The organism is Staphylococcus sp. McC-251-APC-3A2 (assembly GCF_009695665.1).
GTDB lineage: Bacteria > Bacillota > Bacilli > Staphylococcales > Staphylococcaceae > Staphylococcus > Staphylococcus cohnii.
The window spans coordinates 24553-42257 of record NZ_VUNO01000005.1 but is presented as its reverse complement, the minus strand read 5'-3'; the positions used below and the strand labels follow the sequence as shown (position 1 = coordinate 42257).

Annotated in this window: 12 protein-coding genes and 2 pseudogenes; 3 read left to right on the top strand and 11 right to left on the bottom strand. The window is 30.7% G+C overall.

What is annotated here, in order from left to right; all coding sequences use genetic code 11:
- Positions 1 to 19 precede the first annotated feature (19 nt).
- The 7 genes and pseudogenes from FYJ81_RS10450 to FYJ81_RS10425 all read right to left on the bottom strand — a co-directional run bounded on the left by FYJ81_RS10450 (position 20) and on the right by FYJ81_RS10425 (position 5419).
- On the bottom strand, positions 20 to 1519 hold the full coding sequence (locus tag FYJ81_RS10450; protein ID WP_107523490.1) for an NAD-dependent epimerase/dehydratase family protein: 1500 nt from the start codon (positions 1517 to 1519) through the stop codon (positions 20 to 22).
- Between the two features lie 162 nt (positions 1520 to 1681).
- Positions 1682 to 1827: pseudogene (locus tag FYJ81_RS13175) on the bottom strand (hypothetical protein); the annotation flags it as partial.
- 138 nt (positions 1828 to 1965) lie between these two features.
- Positions 1966 to 2352 (bottom strand): annotated as a pseudogene (isaB, locus tag FYJ81_RS10445) (immunodominant staphylococcal antigen IsaB family protein); the annotation flags it as partial.
- 313 nt (positions 2353 to 2665) lie between these two features.
- Positions 2666 to 3031: a DoxX family protein gene (locus tag FYJ81_RS10440; RefSeq protein ID WP_069821800.1), complete on the bottom strand. Its 366-nt coding sequence runs from the start codon at positions 3029 to 3031 to the stop codon at positions 2666 to 2668.
- A gap of 9 nt (positions 3032 to 3040) precedes the next feature.
- Positions 3041 to 4045, bottom strand: coding sequence for an NADP-dependent oxidoreductase (locus FYJ81_RS10435; RefSeq protein ID WP_107523492.1), 1005 nt, complete (start codon positions 4043 to 4045; stop codon positions 3041 to 3043).
- 3 nt (positions 4046 to 4048) lie between these two features.
- Entirely contained in the window at positions 4049 to 4714 is a 666-nt protein-coding gene (locus FYJ81_RS10430; protein WP_002506276.1) for an NAD(P)-binding oxidoreductase, read from the bottom strand.
- Between the two features lie 21 nt (positions 4715 to 4735).
- The gene (locus tag FYJ81_RS10425; RefSeq protein WP_002506275.1) at positions 4736 to 5419 is read right to left on the bottom strand and encodes a type 1 glutamine amidotransferase domain-containing protein; all 684 of its coding nucleotides are present in this window, start codon (positions 5417 to 5419) and stop codon (positions 4736 to 4738) included.
- 77 nt (positions 5420 to 5496) lie between these two features.
- Between FYJ81_RS10425 and FYJ81_RS10420 the strand changes: the two genes are divergently transcribed.
- Together FYJ81_RS10420 and FYJ81_RS10415 are read left to right on the top strand one after the other, a co-directional pair.
- Positions 5497 to 5844, top strand: a complete 348-nt coding sequence (locus FYJ81_RS10420; protein ID WP_107523493.1) for a MerR family transcriptional regulator — start codon at positions 5497 to 5499, stop codon at positions 5842 to 5844.
- A 1371-nt stretch (positions 5845 to 7215) separates the two neighbouring features.
- Positions 7216 to 8625, top strand: a complete 1410-nt coding sequence (locus tag FYJ81_RS10415; RefSeq protein ID WP_154409630.1) for a glycosyltransferase family 2 protein — start codon at positions 7216 to 7218, stop codon at positions 8623 to 8625.
- A gap of 238 nt (positions 8626 to 8863) precedes the next feature.
- On the opposite strand, the gene FYJ81_RS10410 is transcribed toward FYJ81_RS10415, so the two are convergent.
- From FYJ81_RS10410 to FYJ81_RS10400, 3 genes are all read right to left on the bottom strand, one after another.
- Positions 8864 to 9085: a hypothetical protein gene (locus tag FYJ81_RS10410; RefSeq protein ID WP_107523783.1), complete on the bottom strand. Its 222-nt coding sequence runs from the start codon at positions 9083 to 9085 to the stop codon at positions 8864 to 8866.
- 684 nt (positions 9086 to 9769) lie between these two features.
- The gene (locus FYJ81_RS10405) at positions 9770 to 10225 is read right to left on the bottom strand and encodes a MarR family winged helix-turn-helix transcriptional regulator (protein WP_107383505.1); all 456 of its coding nucleotides are present in this window, start codon (positions 10223 to 10225) and stop codon (positions 9770 to 9772) included.
- Positions 10226 to 10310: 85 nt separating this feature from the next.
- Positions 10311 to 13160 carry a YhgE/Pip domain-containing protein gene (locus FYJ81_RS10400; protein ID WP_107386111.1) on the bottom strand — a complete coding sequence of 950 codons (2850 nt, stop codon included), beginning with the start codon at positions 13158 to 13160 and terminating at the stop codon, positions 10311 to 10313.
- A gap of 217 nt (positions 13161 to 13377) precedes the next feature.
- Between FYJ81_RS10400 and FYJ81_RS10395 the strand changes: the two genes are divergently transcribed.
- Positions 13378 to 15471, top strand: coding sequence for an amidase domain-containing protein (locus FYJ81_RS10395; protein WP_107523508.1), 2094 nt, complete (start codon positions 13378 to 13380; stop codon positions 15469 to 15471).
- A 183-nt stretch (positions 15472 to 15654) separates the two neighbouring features.
- Here the strand turns inward: FYJ81_RS10395 and FYJ81_RS10390 are convergent, their stop codons facing one another.
- Entirely contained in the window at positions 15655 to 17631 is a 1977-nt protein-coding gene (locus FYJ81_RS10390; RefSeq protein WP_107386113.1) for a GA module-containing protein, read from the bottom strand.
- Positions 17632 to 17705: the final 74 nt, after the last annotated feature.

The following is a 17705-nucleotide window of genomic DNA, read 5'->3' as shown; positions in this document are numbered from 1 at the left end:
CTAGCCTTTATTTTAGCCGTTACAATTCGGCATTGGACATGTTATTTTTTCTAGCTAAATACTTTTTCAATCCATATACTTTCAAAACAATTGCACCTGTAATAACAATTGGCAAAATAAACTTCTTCATATTAAAGTATTCTCCTTTATTAGTTTTTTGGCTATTAATCTTGAATTTAAAAAGATTCATTACACTTTTATGAACTTTTGCTTGGGTATACTTATATACCCACCAAGGTAACGTCGGTTCATATTCTTGTAACGCTATGATACATGCGTCACTATTAGGTAATCTTCTAAACTCTAATCTCGCATTACCACCATGTGAATCTAAAGCGAAATCTCCACCAACAATTCGATATAAAATTCTCTCATTATTAGAAGCTTTAAAATCTTTACTTAATAATAGTAAGTCCTTATTTAAACACGGCACACTAATCGTAAAGTTATCTTCGTTAAAATCACTATTAACGACATTTAATGTAATTCTATTTAAAAAATTTGCATATGATTCTGCCAATTGAATCATATTTACATCTTTAGGTAAGACTACCCTTGATATTGCTCTAACATCTTTAATATCGCCCTTACGTGATGACTTCCCTTTCTTTTGTGTCTTAGTTTCTTCTTCCAAGGCATTACGCACACTTTCCTTATAATCAATCTTGCCTATAGAAATGTCTTTCACAATATTTTCATCATTTCTAATCATATCATGAATTAAGCTATCCATTAACGGATAGACCATTTCTTTTGGAACACCTGAAATAAGTTTCACCCAATATTTACTTAGCCAAATGGGAATAATAGGCAAATCTATCGTAGGTAATCGTTTATCTAGTACCTCTGCAGTTTGCTTGAATAGATCTTTATAAGTCATATGACTAGGTCCACCAATATCTATCGATTCGTTCTCATTTGGATTACGCTCTACAATTTTATATAAACCGTCAATCACGTCGTCTATTGCAACTGGCAATGTTGTATTATAAGCCCATTTTGGTAGTAACAGGCCAGGTAATCTTTCTACTAATTTTTTTAATATAGGGTAAGAACTTCCTTTAGAGCCTATAATCAAACCAGCTCTTAAAGTACTTACTGGTACACCATATGATCCTAAAATCTGTTCGCACTCTAAACGGCTTCTTAAATGTGGTGATAATTCATTTGTATTAGGTATCAAACCACTCATAAATACAATATGCTGAACTTTGTTATAACTTGCGGCTTTAGCAAAATTATCAGCTAATAATGCATCCATATCTTCAAAGCTCGCCTGCGTCAACTTAGCTGAAGGCATCATAGAATGGACAAGATATATAGCGATATCAATATCCTCCATTACCTCAGTGATTTCATTTAAATCAAACAAGTCAGCTGCCTTCCAAGTAACATTGTGTTCATTTGATTTATTTTCTATATTTCTAGAAATAGCTATAATTTCATAGTTATCTTTTAATTTATTCATTAAGTGACTACCGATATATCCCGAAGCGCCTGTTAATAATATTTTTTTCATATATTTAGCCTCCAAATAGAAAAAGATGGGCAGGTAAACTTTACCTCAGCTCATCTTTAACTTAACGAGCTCACTTGCTCATTATCTTAATTGACAAGAGCTCCAAGTCTCTTACTTAATATTGTACCCTTCTTAAATCTTTTCAATCTTTATTTATAATAATTAATCAATAAATTTATCAAACCACAAGAATTTGACTAAAAAAGGAATAATCTTACTTGCTTTAATGATGTCACTAGTATAAAAAATTCTTTATCTTTTCCTGTATAAGCTGGAATTAGTATCATATTTGCTTTGGTACTATATAATCACTTTCGATTTAATATATATCTTGATATTATTGAAAAGTATTTGAGCAATTTAAGTTTATTTTTACAATGTGTCTACTACAACTTTATATTTTAAAAGTCATCATTTTCTATTTTATACATATATTCTTTGGCTCAGGCTGATGTAGATGTATACTTTGCTTCACCGTAATGATTCAATAATTTTTTTTTGCTCACTGACTTACCGTCTAATAAGAAGAAAACACCATTCGTTTTATGATTAGAAACCCCGTAATATGTTGGATCGTGTAAATCTTTATTATTTTTAGCTAATGCATTTTTAGTAATCTTGTGATTATTAATCTTGAAGTTATCAGCTTTTTGAGATGTTTTAAAATTCTTATCTAGAATAAAATTACTTTGATTTGCTGTATAACCACTGTAACTATAATAAGGTTTCACAGATTCTTGCGCATGTGCTTGAGTGATATTAAATAATTCGGGCGTTACGAAAAAGCCCAAAACTAAACTACTAGCTAAAATAAAGTTAGAAACTTTTTTCATAAAAACCCTCCTCATATTTGTCTTACAGGTCACGTTATTACATTAATGTTACAATGTTGCGATAGCATCACATGATAAAATACATTTTTTATTTCTTCTTACACTCATACACGCAAATTAACTTATGCTTTTCTTAATTTAGAAGCTTATCACTATAGAAAAATTGAAAAGTAAATGTCTGATATGAGCTTATTTAAACAAAGAGTACATAAGCGTTGTCAAGAGAATCATTTGATATACGTCGATTTTAAGTGTAAATATTAAAAAATCGCCTGGAACAAAAGTAATGTTCCAGGCGTGGCTATGATAAGTCTTATAATAGTTTCGCAAGTGCGACCATGACAAATTGTAATGGTAAACGAATGACATGCTGCTTAACACTATCTGTTTCATCTCTTTCATCTTTGTAAGAGATGTTCTTACGTGCAGCGTAAATATTTGCAGGAAATACGAGCCAAAGGAATCCTTGTACTACTTTTCTTACGCGTGATCTATTTTTAGCACCGAGTACATAAAAAGCAATTATAAATTCTAATATGCCCGAATACTTAACTATTGCGTGTTTGAAAGGTAAATAGGACGGCACTATTTTTAAAAACATATCTTTATTTTTAAAGTGTGCAACACCACTTTTATAAAACAGTAAACTAAATATGAATCTTACGATGATATTTTTCATAGTCTTCTCCTATTCTTCAGCGACTTTGACAACTTGTTTACCAAAATTCTCTCCTGTGAATAACTTTCTAAATGCAGAAGGTAAATTGTCAAAACCTTCATCTATCGTCACTTCAAATTTAATTTTACCTTCAGACACCCATTGTGCGAGTTGTTCGCTTGCTTCTTTAAAATGATCAGCGAATTGTGCTACTACAAAACCTTGCATCAATGCTTGATTTTTAATCAACGTTCCTTGGATACGTGGTCCAATATCGTCTTTTTCATTATTATATGCTGAAATTGCACCACATACCGGAACGCGTGCAAATCGATTTAAGTGTTTAAACACTTCATCAGAAATTGCGCCGCCTACATTTTCAAAATACACATCAATACCATCTGGTACAGCCGCTTCGAGTTGCTGTGCGAAATCATCTTGTTTATAGTCAATGGCCGCATCAAATCCTAATTCATCTGTTAAATATGTTGTTTTCTGCTTACCACCAGCAATACCGACAACTTTTGCGCCTTTAATCTTAGCAATTTGTCCTACGACAGAGCCTACTGCACCTGATGCAGCTGACACGACAACCGTCTCGCCAGATTGTGGTTGACCAATTTGAAGCAATCCTGTATAGGCCGTCATTCCCGGCATGCCTAAAACACTCAAATATAAATGTAATGGTACATCTTTTGATGGCACAGGGGTCACATCGTCTCCATTCACTGTATTTATCTTTTTCCATGGTAATATGCCTGTGACATAATCGCCGACAGATATACGTTCATCGTTCGATTGTGTAACTTTTCCAACAATATGACCTTGTAATGGCTCATTCACTTGGAAAGGTTGAACATAACTTTTTGTATCATTCATTCTGCCTCTCATGTAAGGATCTACAGATACATAAATGGATTCTACTTGAACCTCACCTGCATGTGGTTCTCGAGTTTCTATTGTTTCAAATCTAAATACATCGTCTTGAGGGATACTTTGTGGTCGTTTTGCAAGTACAATTTGTTGATTATTCATTTATTATTCCTCAAGATATTTAATCGTTGCGTCTGATAATGATAAATCACCATTAATGATTTGGAATTCGTGACCTTTTAATGTTTCATCAGTTAACACAGAAACAAGCACTTCTGCTACATCTTCTCTTGTAATAGACGGATTTTGTACATTTTCAAATTGCGCACTCATATTGAATTGTTGCGTTTCATGATCGTTAGTTAATGCGCCTGGATGCACGATGGTATATTTTAAATTTGCATGTCTTAAGTAGTCATCCGCATAATGTTTAGCAATAGTGTATGGTTTCAAGTCGCCTGACGCATCAAACGCTTCTCGACGTGAGTCGTACGTTGATACCATAATAAAGTGTTGATGACCGACGTGTTCACTTGCTTTAATTGCTTTCACTGCACCGTCTAAATCTACAATGATTGTTTGATCGTCACCTGTGCTCCCACCAGAACCAACGGAAAAAAGGATTTGATCATACGATTTAAATAATTCTATTAATTCATCAATAGATTGTTTTGCGACATCAATGTATGTTGCATCGATACCATCTGCTTTTAAAGATTCAACTTGTTCTTCTTTTCTAACACCGGCAGTAAAATCAACATCTCGTGCTTTCAGTTTACGTATAAGATGTTGACCGACGCCACCATTAGCACCGATAATTATTGATTTCATGTGTATCGCTCCTTTATGAAATTATTGATTAGCTAAGATTTTTAAAGCGTGTTCAGCAACAGCATGTCCTGATTGAGGATTTTGACCAGTCACAATGCGACCATCTACGACTGCGAAATTGCTCCAGTCATCCTCTTTTTTAAAATGTGCACCGTTACTAATAAATTCGTCTTCTAATAAATATGGCATGTATTCAGTTGTACCATTTGCTTGTTCTTCACTATTTGTAAAACCAGTCACGTCTTTATGACGAACGAGGTAATCGCCATTTTCTTTAATGTCGAGTAGACCAGCCGCACCATGACATACAGAAGAGAGAACGCCTTGGTTATTGTAAATACTTAACGCAATGTCGTTAAGTTCTTTGTTATTTCTAAAATCCCAAATCGCACCATGTCCACCTGCAAAGTAAATGGCTTGATAGTCGCTAGAATTAACCTCTTTTGGAGATAACGTTTGTCCAAATTTGTTCATATAATCATGGTCCATATAGTATTCCCAGTCCTCAGCTCGCATCATTTCAGGGCTAAGACTGATAGGATCAAGAGGCACATATCCACCGTTCGGACTTACGAAATCAACATCATAACCTGCGTCATAGAAATCTTTCGCAAAGTGCGTAACCTCTGAGAACCACGCACCCGTAGGTCTGTCTATATTATCGTATTTTGCAATGTTTGTTACAACAATTAAAGCTTTTTTCATTGTATTTCCTCCTCATTCATATTTATATAGAGTACAATATCAGTTAAACCTTGGTTTAAGAGAAAGGATATGCTTACATGAAACAATATTACATTGAATATGTCTCAGATTATTGCAATATACCTAAAAGCAAACTGCGTTATTACGAGAAAAAGAATATCTTGAAATACATCGACCGAGATAGCAATAACAAGCGTTTATACACAGACGACGATATCGAAATGATTAAATTTATCCAGTGCCTAAGCAATTTGAATATGCCATTAAAAGAAATCCGAAAAAACACAGACATGCTTTATCAAAACCAAATAGATGTCCCAAGCGTGTTACGCGCACACCTAGAATTCTTGAATGAACAACGGAATTTGATCAGTACACATATTGACTTAATTGAACAAGAATTACAAACTGCCATGACCGAGTGACGAGGGAAAAGGGGTGTGAATTAGAAGAACGATGAGAAGAGTATGGAGGGATAGTGAATGAATAAGCATAAGGAAATTGTAGATTTTAAAGGTGGAGTGCGTAGATAAAGGGCGATAGGTGGATAGGCAAAGCTGGAATGAGTCAAAAAATTGCGTCGGGTGGATAAGCTAGAATAGAATGAGTGGGCGATGGATGGATAGACTAAAATGGTTATAATATACCTTATACCTAAAATTACAGAGTACTAAAACTATCTTATCTGCCATCTCTTGACGAGTTCTGCTTATCAGTTGATGATGGGGTATTCTATAATACTTATTAATTATTGGTAAAAATAAGATGCAGAGCCATTGTATAATCCAAGCACTTCACATCTATCTCTTGCTTTTCATTTATTCCTAAGAAATGATTCTAAACTTTTAGTTACTTTTTTAGTTCGCAATATATCGGCTTCTTCGAATAAGGTGCTTCTGGTACGTGAATTTCAATGTACGCTTTATTTTCAATATTAAGAATTTTAACATCTTTATCTGATAAAATACTTTGACTAACTTTATTTCTTCCATAATTTACTTATTAAAATTCCAAACGGAAACTATATAGTACCAGTACCTAAAAAATCAAAAATTGTAAGTAATATAACTAATTATTTTAGTCGTAAAGTGACACATTAACTTAATCACTTTCCTTAACCTTTTCTACAAAGAAAGAGGCTAATATAAACTAATTCTTAAAATCATTTAGTAGCCTCTTAAATATATTATTTTTATCTACAGATATATCTTTATTATTAAAGCAATTGAATATAATAATGCATTATATTTTTTCTTGCTTTTTTAAATTCAGCAGTTCTACTTCAACTAGAAATAGGTCTATAAATTATAATACAAATTGAGTTAATGCTTTCTTAAAATATCTCTTAAATACCCATCTATTTCTATGAGTCCATATCTCAATCATATTATCTTGCCTCTGGTTCGTTTTGAAAACCTACTAAATTTTTATTACTCAATCATTATACAAATCTCTAAATGCTTTAGTAAATTTACTTTGAATATCATTCCAACTATTTAACTGCAAATATAATTGATATAAACATCAACTATAATATTTAAGCTATATTGTAAAAACAGTCTAATTTTCTAATAATAACATGAAATAATAGAACTAAACTATAAACATTTATCTGCTACGCTAAAAATATATATAAATATAAAAAGAACTATATAATCTATTATAAGAGTAGTACAATAAATAAGGATACTAAAAATATTGAGTTAAATACAAAAACCCATTATTTACATAATGATAATTAGAACTAATTGAAGTATAAAAAAAATAAATCTTACAAAATGATATAGGAGTAAAAAATGAAAATTATAAAAAATGACAAAAAGAATAATAAAATTAAAGTTAGCGTACTAATAAGTACTTATAACAAAGAAAAGTTTATTAAAAAAACACTAGATAGTATATTAAATCAAACAATGGATAAAAGTGATTTTGAAATAATAGTTGTAGATGATTGTTCCACGGATAGTACATCTGATATTGTATCTAAACAAGTCGAAAGCTTTGTTAATTATCAATTTGTACAATTAGATGAAAATTCAGGAACGCCGGCAGAACCTCGTAACCTATCAATTGATTTAAGTAAAGGGAAATATATAATGTTTGTAGATGGAGATGATTGGTTACCTTCAGATGCAATTGAAAAATTATATACACTTTTAAAATCAAATAAAACAGACTATGCTACAGGTCTTACAAAGTATGTATATACTGATCATATTGCACGTAGTGGTGTTGCTTTATCTAAAATTGCACATAAAAAAGTTGATTTAAAAAATTTCAGAAAGTCATTTTATCATTTAGCACCTGCTGGTAGGATGATTAAGTCTTCGGTAATCAAAAAAAATAATATCCGTTTTCCAGAAATGATTTATGGAGAAGATTTACAATTTTTTGCCGAAGTATTTTTTAACACTAAAAATATCAGTACCACGCAAGATGTGGTCTATTGTGCTAATCGATATGATGAAAATATTTCTTTAGTAAAATCAGAAGAATCTACTGTAGTCAATCGTATGAAGTGGCAAAATGAAGCCTATATTTATTTAATAAATAAATATAAAAACAATAGAATTTTTACTAGTTTGTTATATCGAATCATAAACAAAGATATCTTAGAAGGTAAATTTTATAAGAAACAATTTATTAAAGAAATTGATATGCTACTGCCTGTTTTTCAAGATATTTTAGATATCATAGATAAAAATTTTAATTCACTAGACTACGTCGATGATGAATTAAATCAACAGGCTATAAAACTTATAAAAAATGGAAACAAACAAGAGATTATAGATTTTGTTAACTTTTATTTAAAGAAAGACGATAAACAACTACATGTTTTAAACGATAAATATTATTACTCATATAATGGAAATATCTATAAAAAGAGAATACATGTTACGTTACAAAAAATATTTCAAAAAGATGAAAATATTTTTTTAAAACTAAATTCTAAAAACTCAGAATTAAAATATCTTGAAATAAAAAGCAGAAAGGACCCAACAAACTATACAGTTTTAAAAATCAAAAAAAATCTTTTCAAACCTGGTGAATACACAGTTCAATTTCAAACAAATAAACTGCCAAAAGGAAAATTAGCTCTGACAGTTCTTGATGAAAATTTAAATGGGTCTGTTATTAAATCAGGAATGCAATTCAATTTTTATGAAACTGTTAATGGTAATCTGGGCTATGTAAAAAAAGATTAACTTTTTTGCTAATATTACTAACTATATAACAAGAAGAGAGTTTAGCAACAATTTAAGAAACTATAAATAAGAAGTATTTCGAATCAAATTTTGTATAATTCTTAAAGTTTTGAGGAGTTATTTGAATACAAACAATGTTTACACTGGCCAACCAAGCAGGGAAATTGAAATTTATTCAAATAAAAAATAAGCATACTTATTCATCAAAATACCCACCTAACATTATAGATGGGTATTTTTAAATTTTGCTATATAATTGATTTAAAGCTGTAAGTAATTCATTTTCAAATTCGCTATTTAGCTTCTCAAATTTTGTATATAGCTCTTTATTAGTCGTACTTAAGTCAATAGTAACAGATTCACTTTCATTCTTATACATGCTTTCGTAACTGTAATTTAATTCAATTGAAGAATCATAGTCTGCTGATAAAACAATACAAGTCGCAGATTGATTGGGCATATATGTCTTCTCTTTTTGAGCTTCAAAAAACTTCTTTAGATAATTTGGTATATCTTTTTCTTTTATATTTATTTCATCAATTTTTGCCGGGGAATTACCATAAATTTTAATTACAATTTTTTTGGCAAAATCCCTATATGATATCCTTCATAGTATATACCTATATATCCTTTATTTTGATTATATATGACTTTTTGTATAACTAGCAGTTACAATTGTAGCTATACAAGCAAAAATAGCAATGATTACTGAACATATTGAAACTATTAAACTAGCCACCTCAATTTCAAATCCTCCTTCTACATATAATTATTTTTCATTAAAAGTATACACAACTTATTTTTTAGTTTTATTTGTGATACGCTTCTGCTTATCGATTTATGATGCGGTTTTTGGTTAATAAATAGCCGGTTTCAATATGAAACCGGCTAAACAAATTTTATGATTTTTATATATTGGGATAGTAACTACAATAATCTTTTAGCAATATGAACAGTAATTTTAGGATGAATGAATTAACTGATAGCAATCTACATGTATAATACAAATATGTAGCGGTTGGTTTCTTATAATAAATGACTCAATGTTCTTACTAATATGATTACGATTAATAAACGTTAAATTTTTATTTTTTTAAATATCTAAGTTACAGCGGATACTTTAATTTAGTGAAATTAACTTACTCTAGTAGTACTTTTTTAAAAATGTCTTTTCAAAATTCATGAGCTGATACATAAATTTTTCAAAATCTTCTCTAACAAAACAGCTTAATAAAAGTAATTTTATTTCTTTTGTTAAGTTGTTTTTTATTTCTTTTAATAAGCGTTCTCCATTATGCGTCAAACTCACTAATTTAGTACGTTTATCATTAGAATAAACTCGTTGCACATAACCTTTGTATTCTAACTTCTTAACACGTTTTGATGCAGCTGTCTTATAAGTACGTTGCTTATTTGCTAAGTCGTTAATCGATACTTTTTCATTATGCTGAATAAAATACATTGTTTCTATTTGTTCATAAGATAAGTAACGACCTGGTTCCAATTCTTTAACCATGTTAGTAATTGCTTTATTAATATTCGCTGTAGCATCATAGAATTGGTTAATTAATATTTCTAAGTTTCCCTCTTTATCCTCCATATTAACCTTCCTTACTAAACTATCATTTTTCAACCATCATTTATTTTTTAAAAATTAAATATTACTTATTATAAGCATAATAACTTTATTCCATTACATCACTTTCTTCAGCTTTTTCAGTTGCTTTTCTCATCAGTGGATCAGTAATTGGTTTAAAGATAACACCAATTAATAAAAATCCTATACCAAATAATGAAAGTACCACTAATTTTTTAGTTAAAATTTCAGGTACAGGTCCTCCAACTGCTTCTCTTAAAGCATCTATTGAATAGGAGAAAGGTAAATAAGGGTGAATGACTTGGAAGAACTCTGGTGTAACTTGGATTGGGAAGGTTCCACCACCACCTGCTATTTGTAGTACAAGGAAGATGATTGCAATTGCTTTCCCTGGATTTCCTAACAATGACACTAAAGTATATACAATTGAAATAAATACAAGTGATGAGAATACTGATATAGCAATAAACCATACAACAGATTCAACTTGCGCTTTCAGTATCACTATATCTCCAATTGATACGATGAGTGCTTGGATAATACCCAACGTGTAGAACAACCCACTCTTTCCTAGATAAATTTCTCTTGTCGTTAGATGTGGCTCTAATGTTTTATGTTTATTATCTGTCGTTAATAAACTTACTAGTAATAAAGCTCCTACCCATATTGCTAATGCTGTGTAAAATGGTGTGCTTGCTGAACCGTAGTCTTTCACAGGAAATATATCTTTTTGATCTATATTAATTGGATTTGCGATTACATTAGCTTGTTTTTTCAAATCATTTTTCAATAGGTCTACCATTTTATCCACTGCATCGTCGTCTTCAATCTCATCAAATAGTTTGTTCGCTTTAGCCAGATCTTTTTCAACATCTGGTAATTGATTACGGGCAAAATCTGCCAAATTGTGCAAGCTTTCTTTTGCACGTGGTTGATTTGTATCTAAAATATCTACCAAATTATCATAGCGATTAAACAGTGTTGGTATTGTATTGTTCACAGTTGCTGTTGTATCAGATAACTGTTGTTCTAAACCTGGCAAGTCATTTTCAATAAATGATGCTGCGTTAGAAACACTTTGTTTAAATTGTGGATAATAATTTTGAGCAATAGACATTGCATCCATATATCTTTGCTCAATGACTGGTAGTGCACTTTGAATCGTCTCAATTCTATCCTTACCAGTAGTTAAAATACTTTCTCCTGAATTTATAACTTGATCAATTGTGTTTAATTTCGATTGAACAGTTGATAGTTTTATATCGCCGTCATCTAATAATGACATCACATCATTAGATACATCTAATAATTTTTGGTTTAGTTCTGACTTAATATAGTTTCTTAAATCATCTAAGCTACTATTCACGCGTGGAATTTCTTTAAGTAATTCTACTGCTTCTTCTTTACCAGAACTTCCATTCGAAAGTGCTTCACTAAGTTGATTTTGTGTCTTAATTAAATTATTAATTCTATTATTTGCTGATTCTAATTCCTTAATCTCATCAGAAAGATCTACCTTTTCTCTATCTTCAAGCTCTGATAATATATCTATAAACTTTTGATTGGACTTACTTGTTACTTCAAGTCTAGATTTAATATTATCTAAAGTTTCTTTGAAATCTTTTGGCTTATCTGTAGATATAATACCGTAAGTGACATTTTTTAGCGCATTAATATCTTCTTGACTACTTTCCGCTTGTTTGTCGGTATAATTGGATAAAGATAATAATGATTTTGATAGTGAAGATTCCATTGCGCTTACATCTTCACTACTTATTGCTGTTCCATTTTGATTATTCCCAGCATTGTCGCTATTACCATTACTTATTTGCGAAGTTTTAATATTTGAATAACTATCTGACCCTTTAGAACTTTGCTGCTCAGTTTCAACATTTTCTTGTAATCGATTATTAGCATTTTGATTTGCTTCTTGTGCATTATCAACGACTTCTTGATAGCCTTCGACACGCTGTTGCACTGCAGGTAAATATCCTTGCGCTTCATTCAGGCCTTGTAACCCTGCGTCAACCCCTGCGCTTGCAAGGTCTACACCACGATTAATTTTTGGAAAAGCTTCTGGTACATCATTAGATGCAACATTCAAGGCATTTTCAATATTTGGCATGTAGTCATTTAATGCCAATATCAATTTAGCTCGCTCATTTAATGTCGGAATGGCCGCATTAACTTGGTTTAATTTATCTGCAGCATCTATAACTTCACCTTTATGATTTCCTAACGCTCTAAATTCATCAGCATAATTGTCAATCTCATCCTGATTTTCATCTAAATATATTATTTTATCAGCAAAATCATTAATTTTAGGTATAGAATCATTAGCTTTAGATACTGCATCTTCAATTTTATTTATGGTTGGAATTTCTTCCTCAAGTTTCACGCCAAGTCGATTTGCTTCATCTAATAATGCTTTTGTTACTGTCTCATTAAATTGTTCATTTGCTTTTTGAACAATGGCACTCGTCCCTGCATTTGTCATTTTAGGCGCAATCGCATTAAGTTTTTGATTCACTTTGTATTCTACGTCTGCTTGCTGTGGGTTTTTTCGAAGTGTGCCGGTAATTTGGTGCGTAAACTTCTCTGGTATGTAAATGGCCGCGTAATAATCGCCCATCTTCAAATCATGATCGGCTTTTTTTCGACTTACAAATTGCCAATCAAAGTTATCGTCTTTCTTTAGTTTATTGGTAATTTTATTGCCCACGTTCACACTTTTATCTTTAACTGTATCTCCCTTATCCTCATTTACAACAGCTACTTTAATATTTTTAGTATTACCATATGGATCCCATGTCGCTTCTAAGTTAAACCAAGCATAAAAAGAAGGAAGAAGTGCTAAACCTCCTAAAATCACTAAAACAGCAGGCGTCTTAGCAATCTTTTTCAAATCCATTATAAATAATTTTATTGCGTTCTTCATTTATACACCTCTAAAACTGTATCTATTGATTTTTCTTACATAAATTTAAAATTACTATTTGTTAATTTCATATAAGTTGATATAATGAATGCATTAACGAATTTTTCCATTTTTTAGTTGATACACATCAACTATATCTAAGTCTGTTTACAGTGTACCAAGACAAACCATAGTTTGTACATAGTAAAGTAATATATTTTAGAAAAGAGGTATTTTCATGAAGCAACAAAAATTATTAGTCTGTTTGCTTTCAACTTCTTTACTTATTCCATCATTTTCTATCAACGATGTTAGTGCCGAATCTTTAGAAAAAAGTGCCACAACTTCTGAATCAAATGACGTGTATAAGGAAAAAGATGAGGAGCAAGCTAAGCAATCGCATTTATCAAAAAATGGAAATGATGAAAAGAATAAGTCTAGTGATGAAAAGGAAAATAGTACAAAAGATGAAAGGACTACAGAAGATATTAATAATAAAAGACATAAAACTTCTGATAATGAATCATCCAACGAAAAAATACCGAGTTCATTTGAAAATTCATTTAATGATTCATCGTCTTATGATAGTTTGAATGTTTTCAAGCCAGAACCTTTTAAGAGTGACAATGATGGGCTATCTGAATTATTAAATCAACTGTTCTCTAATAATAAAATGAAACAAACTTCTACTATAGAGAATAACAATGTACAAAACGAGAAGAATGAGAGTAAAAATGATGATACATCTATAGATCAAATAAATCCAAATACGACAAATTCGGATGATAGTGACGAATCAAATACTAACAATTTAGAAAAAAATAGTGATAAGGGTTCACTACAAGGTGACATTGATGATGTACAGTCATCTGAGAAGTCAAAGAATGATGATATAGATAATAAGTCTGAATCAAACAAACTTCCAATTGATAAAAATCAAAAAAAAGATGATGGTGAGTCAAAACGATCTTCCCAACAAGATCGATCTTATGAAGAAGCAAATAATGATGCTGATGATCTAGACAACAAAGATAATGACACACCTGCTACTGAAAACGATAATGCCAACAGTGATAACGAAAATGCTGATAAATCAGATACAAAATCTGACGATAAAGTATTAGATGCAATTTTAGACGAGTATAGTGAAAATGCTAAAAATAATAAAAAACAATATGATGCTAAAAAAGATGATTTATCAAATGGAAATAGTAAAAGTAAGGAAAATAATTCTGAGAAACAGGCATCTAATACAAATGCTAACCCTCAATTACCTTCTGAATCACAATTAGCTAAAAAAGAAAAGCCAGCTCAATCATTTGAAAACGACATAAACCAATCAAACATCAGATCTACTGCAATTTTCCAACAATTGCCAAATTTATCGGATGATAGTAAAAATTCTAACGATATAACAATTACTGAAAATAAAAACACACGAGGTTTTATTAAATCAATTGCACAAGACGCTCACGACATAGGTCAAGATGAAGATATTTATGCATCTGTTATGATTGCACAAGCCATATTAGAATCTGACTCAGGAACTAGCAATCTTGCTAGTTCACCACATTTCAATTTATTTGGAATAAAAGGAGCTTATGAAGGTCAGTCGGCTACATTTAATACACTTGAAGATAATGGCAGCCATACGTTTCAAATTTCAGCAAACTTCCGTAGCTATCCAAGCAAAAAAGAATCATTGGAAGATTATGCCAATTTAATCAAACACGGCATCGATGGTAATCAGGACATTTATAAACCAACATGGAAAAGTGATGCTTATAGTTACCGTTCAGCAACAATGCATTTGGCTACCACATACGCGACTGATTCACAATACGCGGACAAATTAAATAGTATTATCAACCACTATGACTTAACACAATTTGATAATAAAAATATGCCTGATTTAGATAAATACAAAGCGAACAACGATGATTATGATTCAGCTTTCAAACCATTTTCAGAAACAACAAATGACTCTCCTTATCCTCATGGGCAATGTACATGGTATGTTTATAATCGCATGGCACAGTTCGAGAAATATGTGAGTGGTGATTTAGGCGACGCACGAAACTGGAATAATCGAGCAGAAAGAAAAGATTATGCTGTTTCTTCAACACCAAAAGCACACACTGCCGTTGTATTTGAGGCAGGTCAACAAGGGGCAGACCAGATTTACGGTCATGTAGCTTTTGTAGAAAAAGTTAACGATGATGGTTCTATCGTTATATCAGAATCAAACATTAAAGGACTTGGTATCGTTTCTTACAGAACAATTGATGCAGATGCTGCAACTGAATTGAGTTACATTACAGGTAATAACTAGTATGTTTAAATATTCCCTTTATTTTATTTATTAAAGTGTTTAATTTAGCTTTTATTCATTCAAAATACAAATGCTCCATTCAAAGTCCCACTTACTAGTGTTCACTTTGAATGGAGCATTTTAAATATACTATATGAATTAACTCATACTAAAATACAGTATGAGTTAATATTTACAATTTTTCTATTTATTTCGTTTGGTGAACCATATTAATCCACCACCTATAATGAAAAGTAGAATCCCTAATGGAATCGTTGATTTTTTTACTACTGTTCCTGTATCAGGTAAAGAAAAATCACCATTATTGTCAAATAAACCACTTAAAAAGCTACCCGAGGAATCACCTAGAGATAAAGCACGACCAGGCGAAGGATTAGATATATCCTTAATTCCATCTAATATACTGTTTCTATTGAATAAATCGTCAAATAGACTTGGTGTACCAAGTAATTTTGAATTTCCACTTAATTTTCGCATCTGTTCAGCTCTGTCTAACAAACTCCCATCAAATTTATTAGATAAACTTGGCGTATATTTTAATGGTTCAAACAAACCATGCATATCATCTTTAAATTTACTTATGTCTTTATCAGCCTTTAATAGATCATTCAACTCATTATTAATTCCCGATTTCATTAGATTTAATAAGTTATGCTTAGAATCTTCTTTTTTGGCAATAACGTCAGCAAGCGCTTTAGCTTTAGCATCATTTAATTTCGTAGCTAGCATTGTTTCTAAAGCTTTACGTTTATCATGAGATTGGTCCAATATATTTTCTAAAATATCATCACTTGTAACATTGTGCCCAAAATGATGTTTGATTAAAGCTACAATTTGTTCGTTACTAGGATTTTTATGCATTATTTCATCAACGATTTTTGATGTATCTATATGATCAAATTTAGTTAATAGAATTGTTTTAATAAGTTCTTGCTTATCAGTTGTTTTATCAAACATAGATTTTAAAATATCATCACTCGTAGTAGTAGATAAGTTATCTAACTCACTAACAACTTGACTCGCGATTTGTTGATCTGTTTTACCTTTTGTATCTATACGTTCTAAAATAGATTGTGCACTCTTTTCATCAAAAGTACCACTAACAATATCTTTTACAGCTTGTTCTTTATTATTTACAGATTGTAAATGATTTAATACAACGTCATTTTGTTTTTTTAGACTTTGTTGCGTTTTTTCTATTTCCTTTTTCAATTTTTCTTTGTTTTTAGCAGATATTGAGTCTCGTTCAGAAAGCTTTGAATCCAATATCTTTAAATTATTTTCTTTATTTTCGACATAATAATCTAAATTATCTTTTACTTTTGAATGGTTTGTCGTAACTTTATCGATGTCTTTTTTAATTTTGTCTGATTGTTGCATTTGATTACTCTTAGTATTAGATGTATCTTTAAATGCTAAACCGTCTTGGTTGTTTTCTTTAACAGCGCCTTCGTCTTTTTCTGAAGCCGTATTTTTATTTTCTTCACTATCATTCATATCTGCTATATCTTTACTTTCTTCATTTAGTTTACCCATATCAACTAAATTGGAAAAATTAACACTATCATCAAACAAATGAGCTGTATCTTGCTTTGTATCTCTTTGATTTAAATTAGCATCAAACGTATTATCTTGCAGACCTTCTTGATCGAACAATTCATTACTATCTTGTTCTTCAATATGGTTAGACTTTTCTTTGACAGAAGAGGCTATATTTTTTTGACCATCTAACTCACTTTTTACACTTTCCTTATCTTCAGATACTTCCTTTTTGTCATTTTCAATTAAATGACTCTGCACTTTATTCTGTTCAATGATTTTATTATCAACCTTTTTTGCTTTCTTCAATATTGCTTCAACTTCTTCTGTACTTTTAGCTTTTATAATTTCATTAATAGAAGCATCTTTCTGACTATCTTTAATGTTTTTTAGTTTATCAATTTTCTCTTTACCTTCTTGAATGCGTTTTTCTAGCGTATTTTCACTATTCGAATGTGTCTCAATATTTAAATCAGCCTTATCTTTTGCTTCTACTGATGGTGTTGAAGTCACACTATATCCCATTAAAGAAGTGCTAATAATGAGGGCCACACTAGAAAATTTAAATTGATGATTTAATCTAGTTTTATTATTTAAATTATTATACCTTAACTTTTTCATTAAATTCACCTTTCTTCTAATTATTCATCCTCATTATATAGGTTATATAAATTTATTCAAATAGCAATATTGAA

Excerpts from the sequence above, each read along its gene's own strand:
- FYJ81_RS10450 (WP_107523490.1), bottom strand. The coding sequence starts at position 1,519 with ATGAAAAAAATATTATTAACAGGCGCTTCGGGATATATCGGTAGTCAC.
- FYJ81_RS10440 (WP_069821800.1), bottom strand. The coding sequence starts at position 3,031 with ATGAAAAATATCATCGTAAGATTCATATTTAGTTTACTGTTTTATAAA.
- FYJ81_RS10435 (WP_107523492.1), bottom strand. The coding sequence starts at position 4,045 with ATGAATAATCAACAAATTGTACTTGCAAAACGACCACAAAGTATCCCT.
- FYJ81_RS10430 (WP_002506276.1), bottom strand. The coding sequence starts at position 4,714 with ATGAAATCAATAATTATCGGTGCTAATGGTGGCGTCGGTCAACATCTT.
- FYJ81_RS10425 (WP_002506275.1), bottom strand. The coding sequence starts at position 5,419 with ATGAAAAAAGCTTTAATTGTTGTAACAAACATTGCAAAATACGATAAT.
- FYJ81_RS10420 (WP_107523493.1), top strand. The coding sequence starts at position 5,497 with ATGAAACAATATTACATTGAATATGTCTCAGATTATTGCAATATACCT.
- FYJ81_RS10415 (WP_154409630.1), top strand. The coding sequence starts at position 7,216 with ATGAAAATTATAAAAAATGACAAAAAGAATAATAAAATTAAAGTTAGC.
- FYJ81_RS10410 (WP_107523783.1), bottom strand. The coding sequence starts at position 9,085 with ATGCCCAATCAATCTGCGACTTGTATTGTTTTATCAGCAGACTATGAT.
- FYJ81_RS10405 (WP_107383505.1), bottom strand. The coding sequence starts at position 10,225 with ATGGAGGATAAAGAGGGAAACTTAGAAATATTAATTAACCAATTCTAT.
- FYJ81_RS10400 (WP_107386111.1), bottom strand. The coding sequence starts at position 13,160 with ATGAAGAACGCAATAAAATTATTTATAATGGATTTGAAAAAGATTGCT.
- FYJ81_RS10395 (WP_107523508.1), top strand. The coding sequence starts at position 13,378 with ATGAAGCAACAAAAATTATTAGTCTGTTTGCTTTCAACTTCTTTACTT.
- FYJ81_RS10390 (WP_107386113.1), bottom strand. The coding sequence starts at position 17,631 with ATGAAAAAGTTAAGGTATAATAATTTAAATAATAAAACTAGATTAAAT.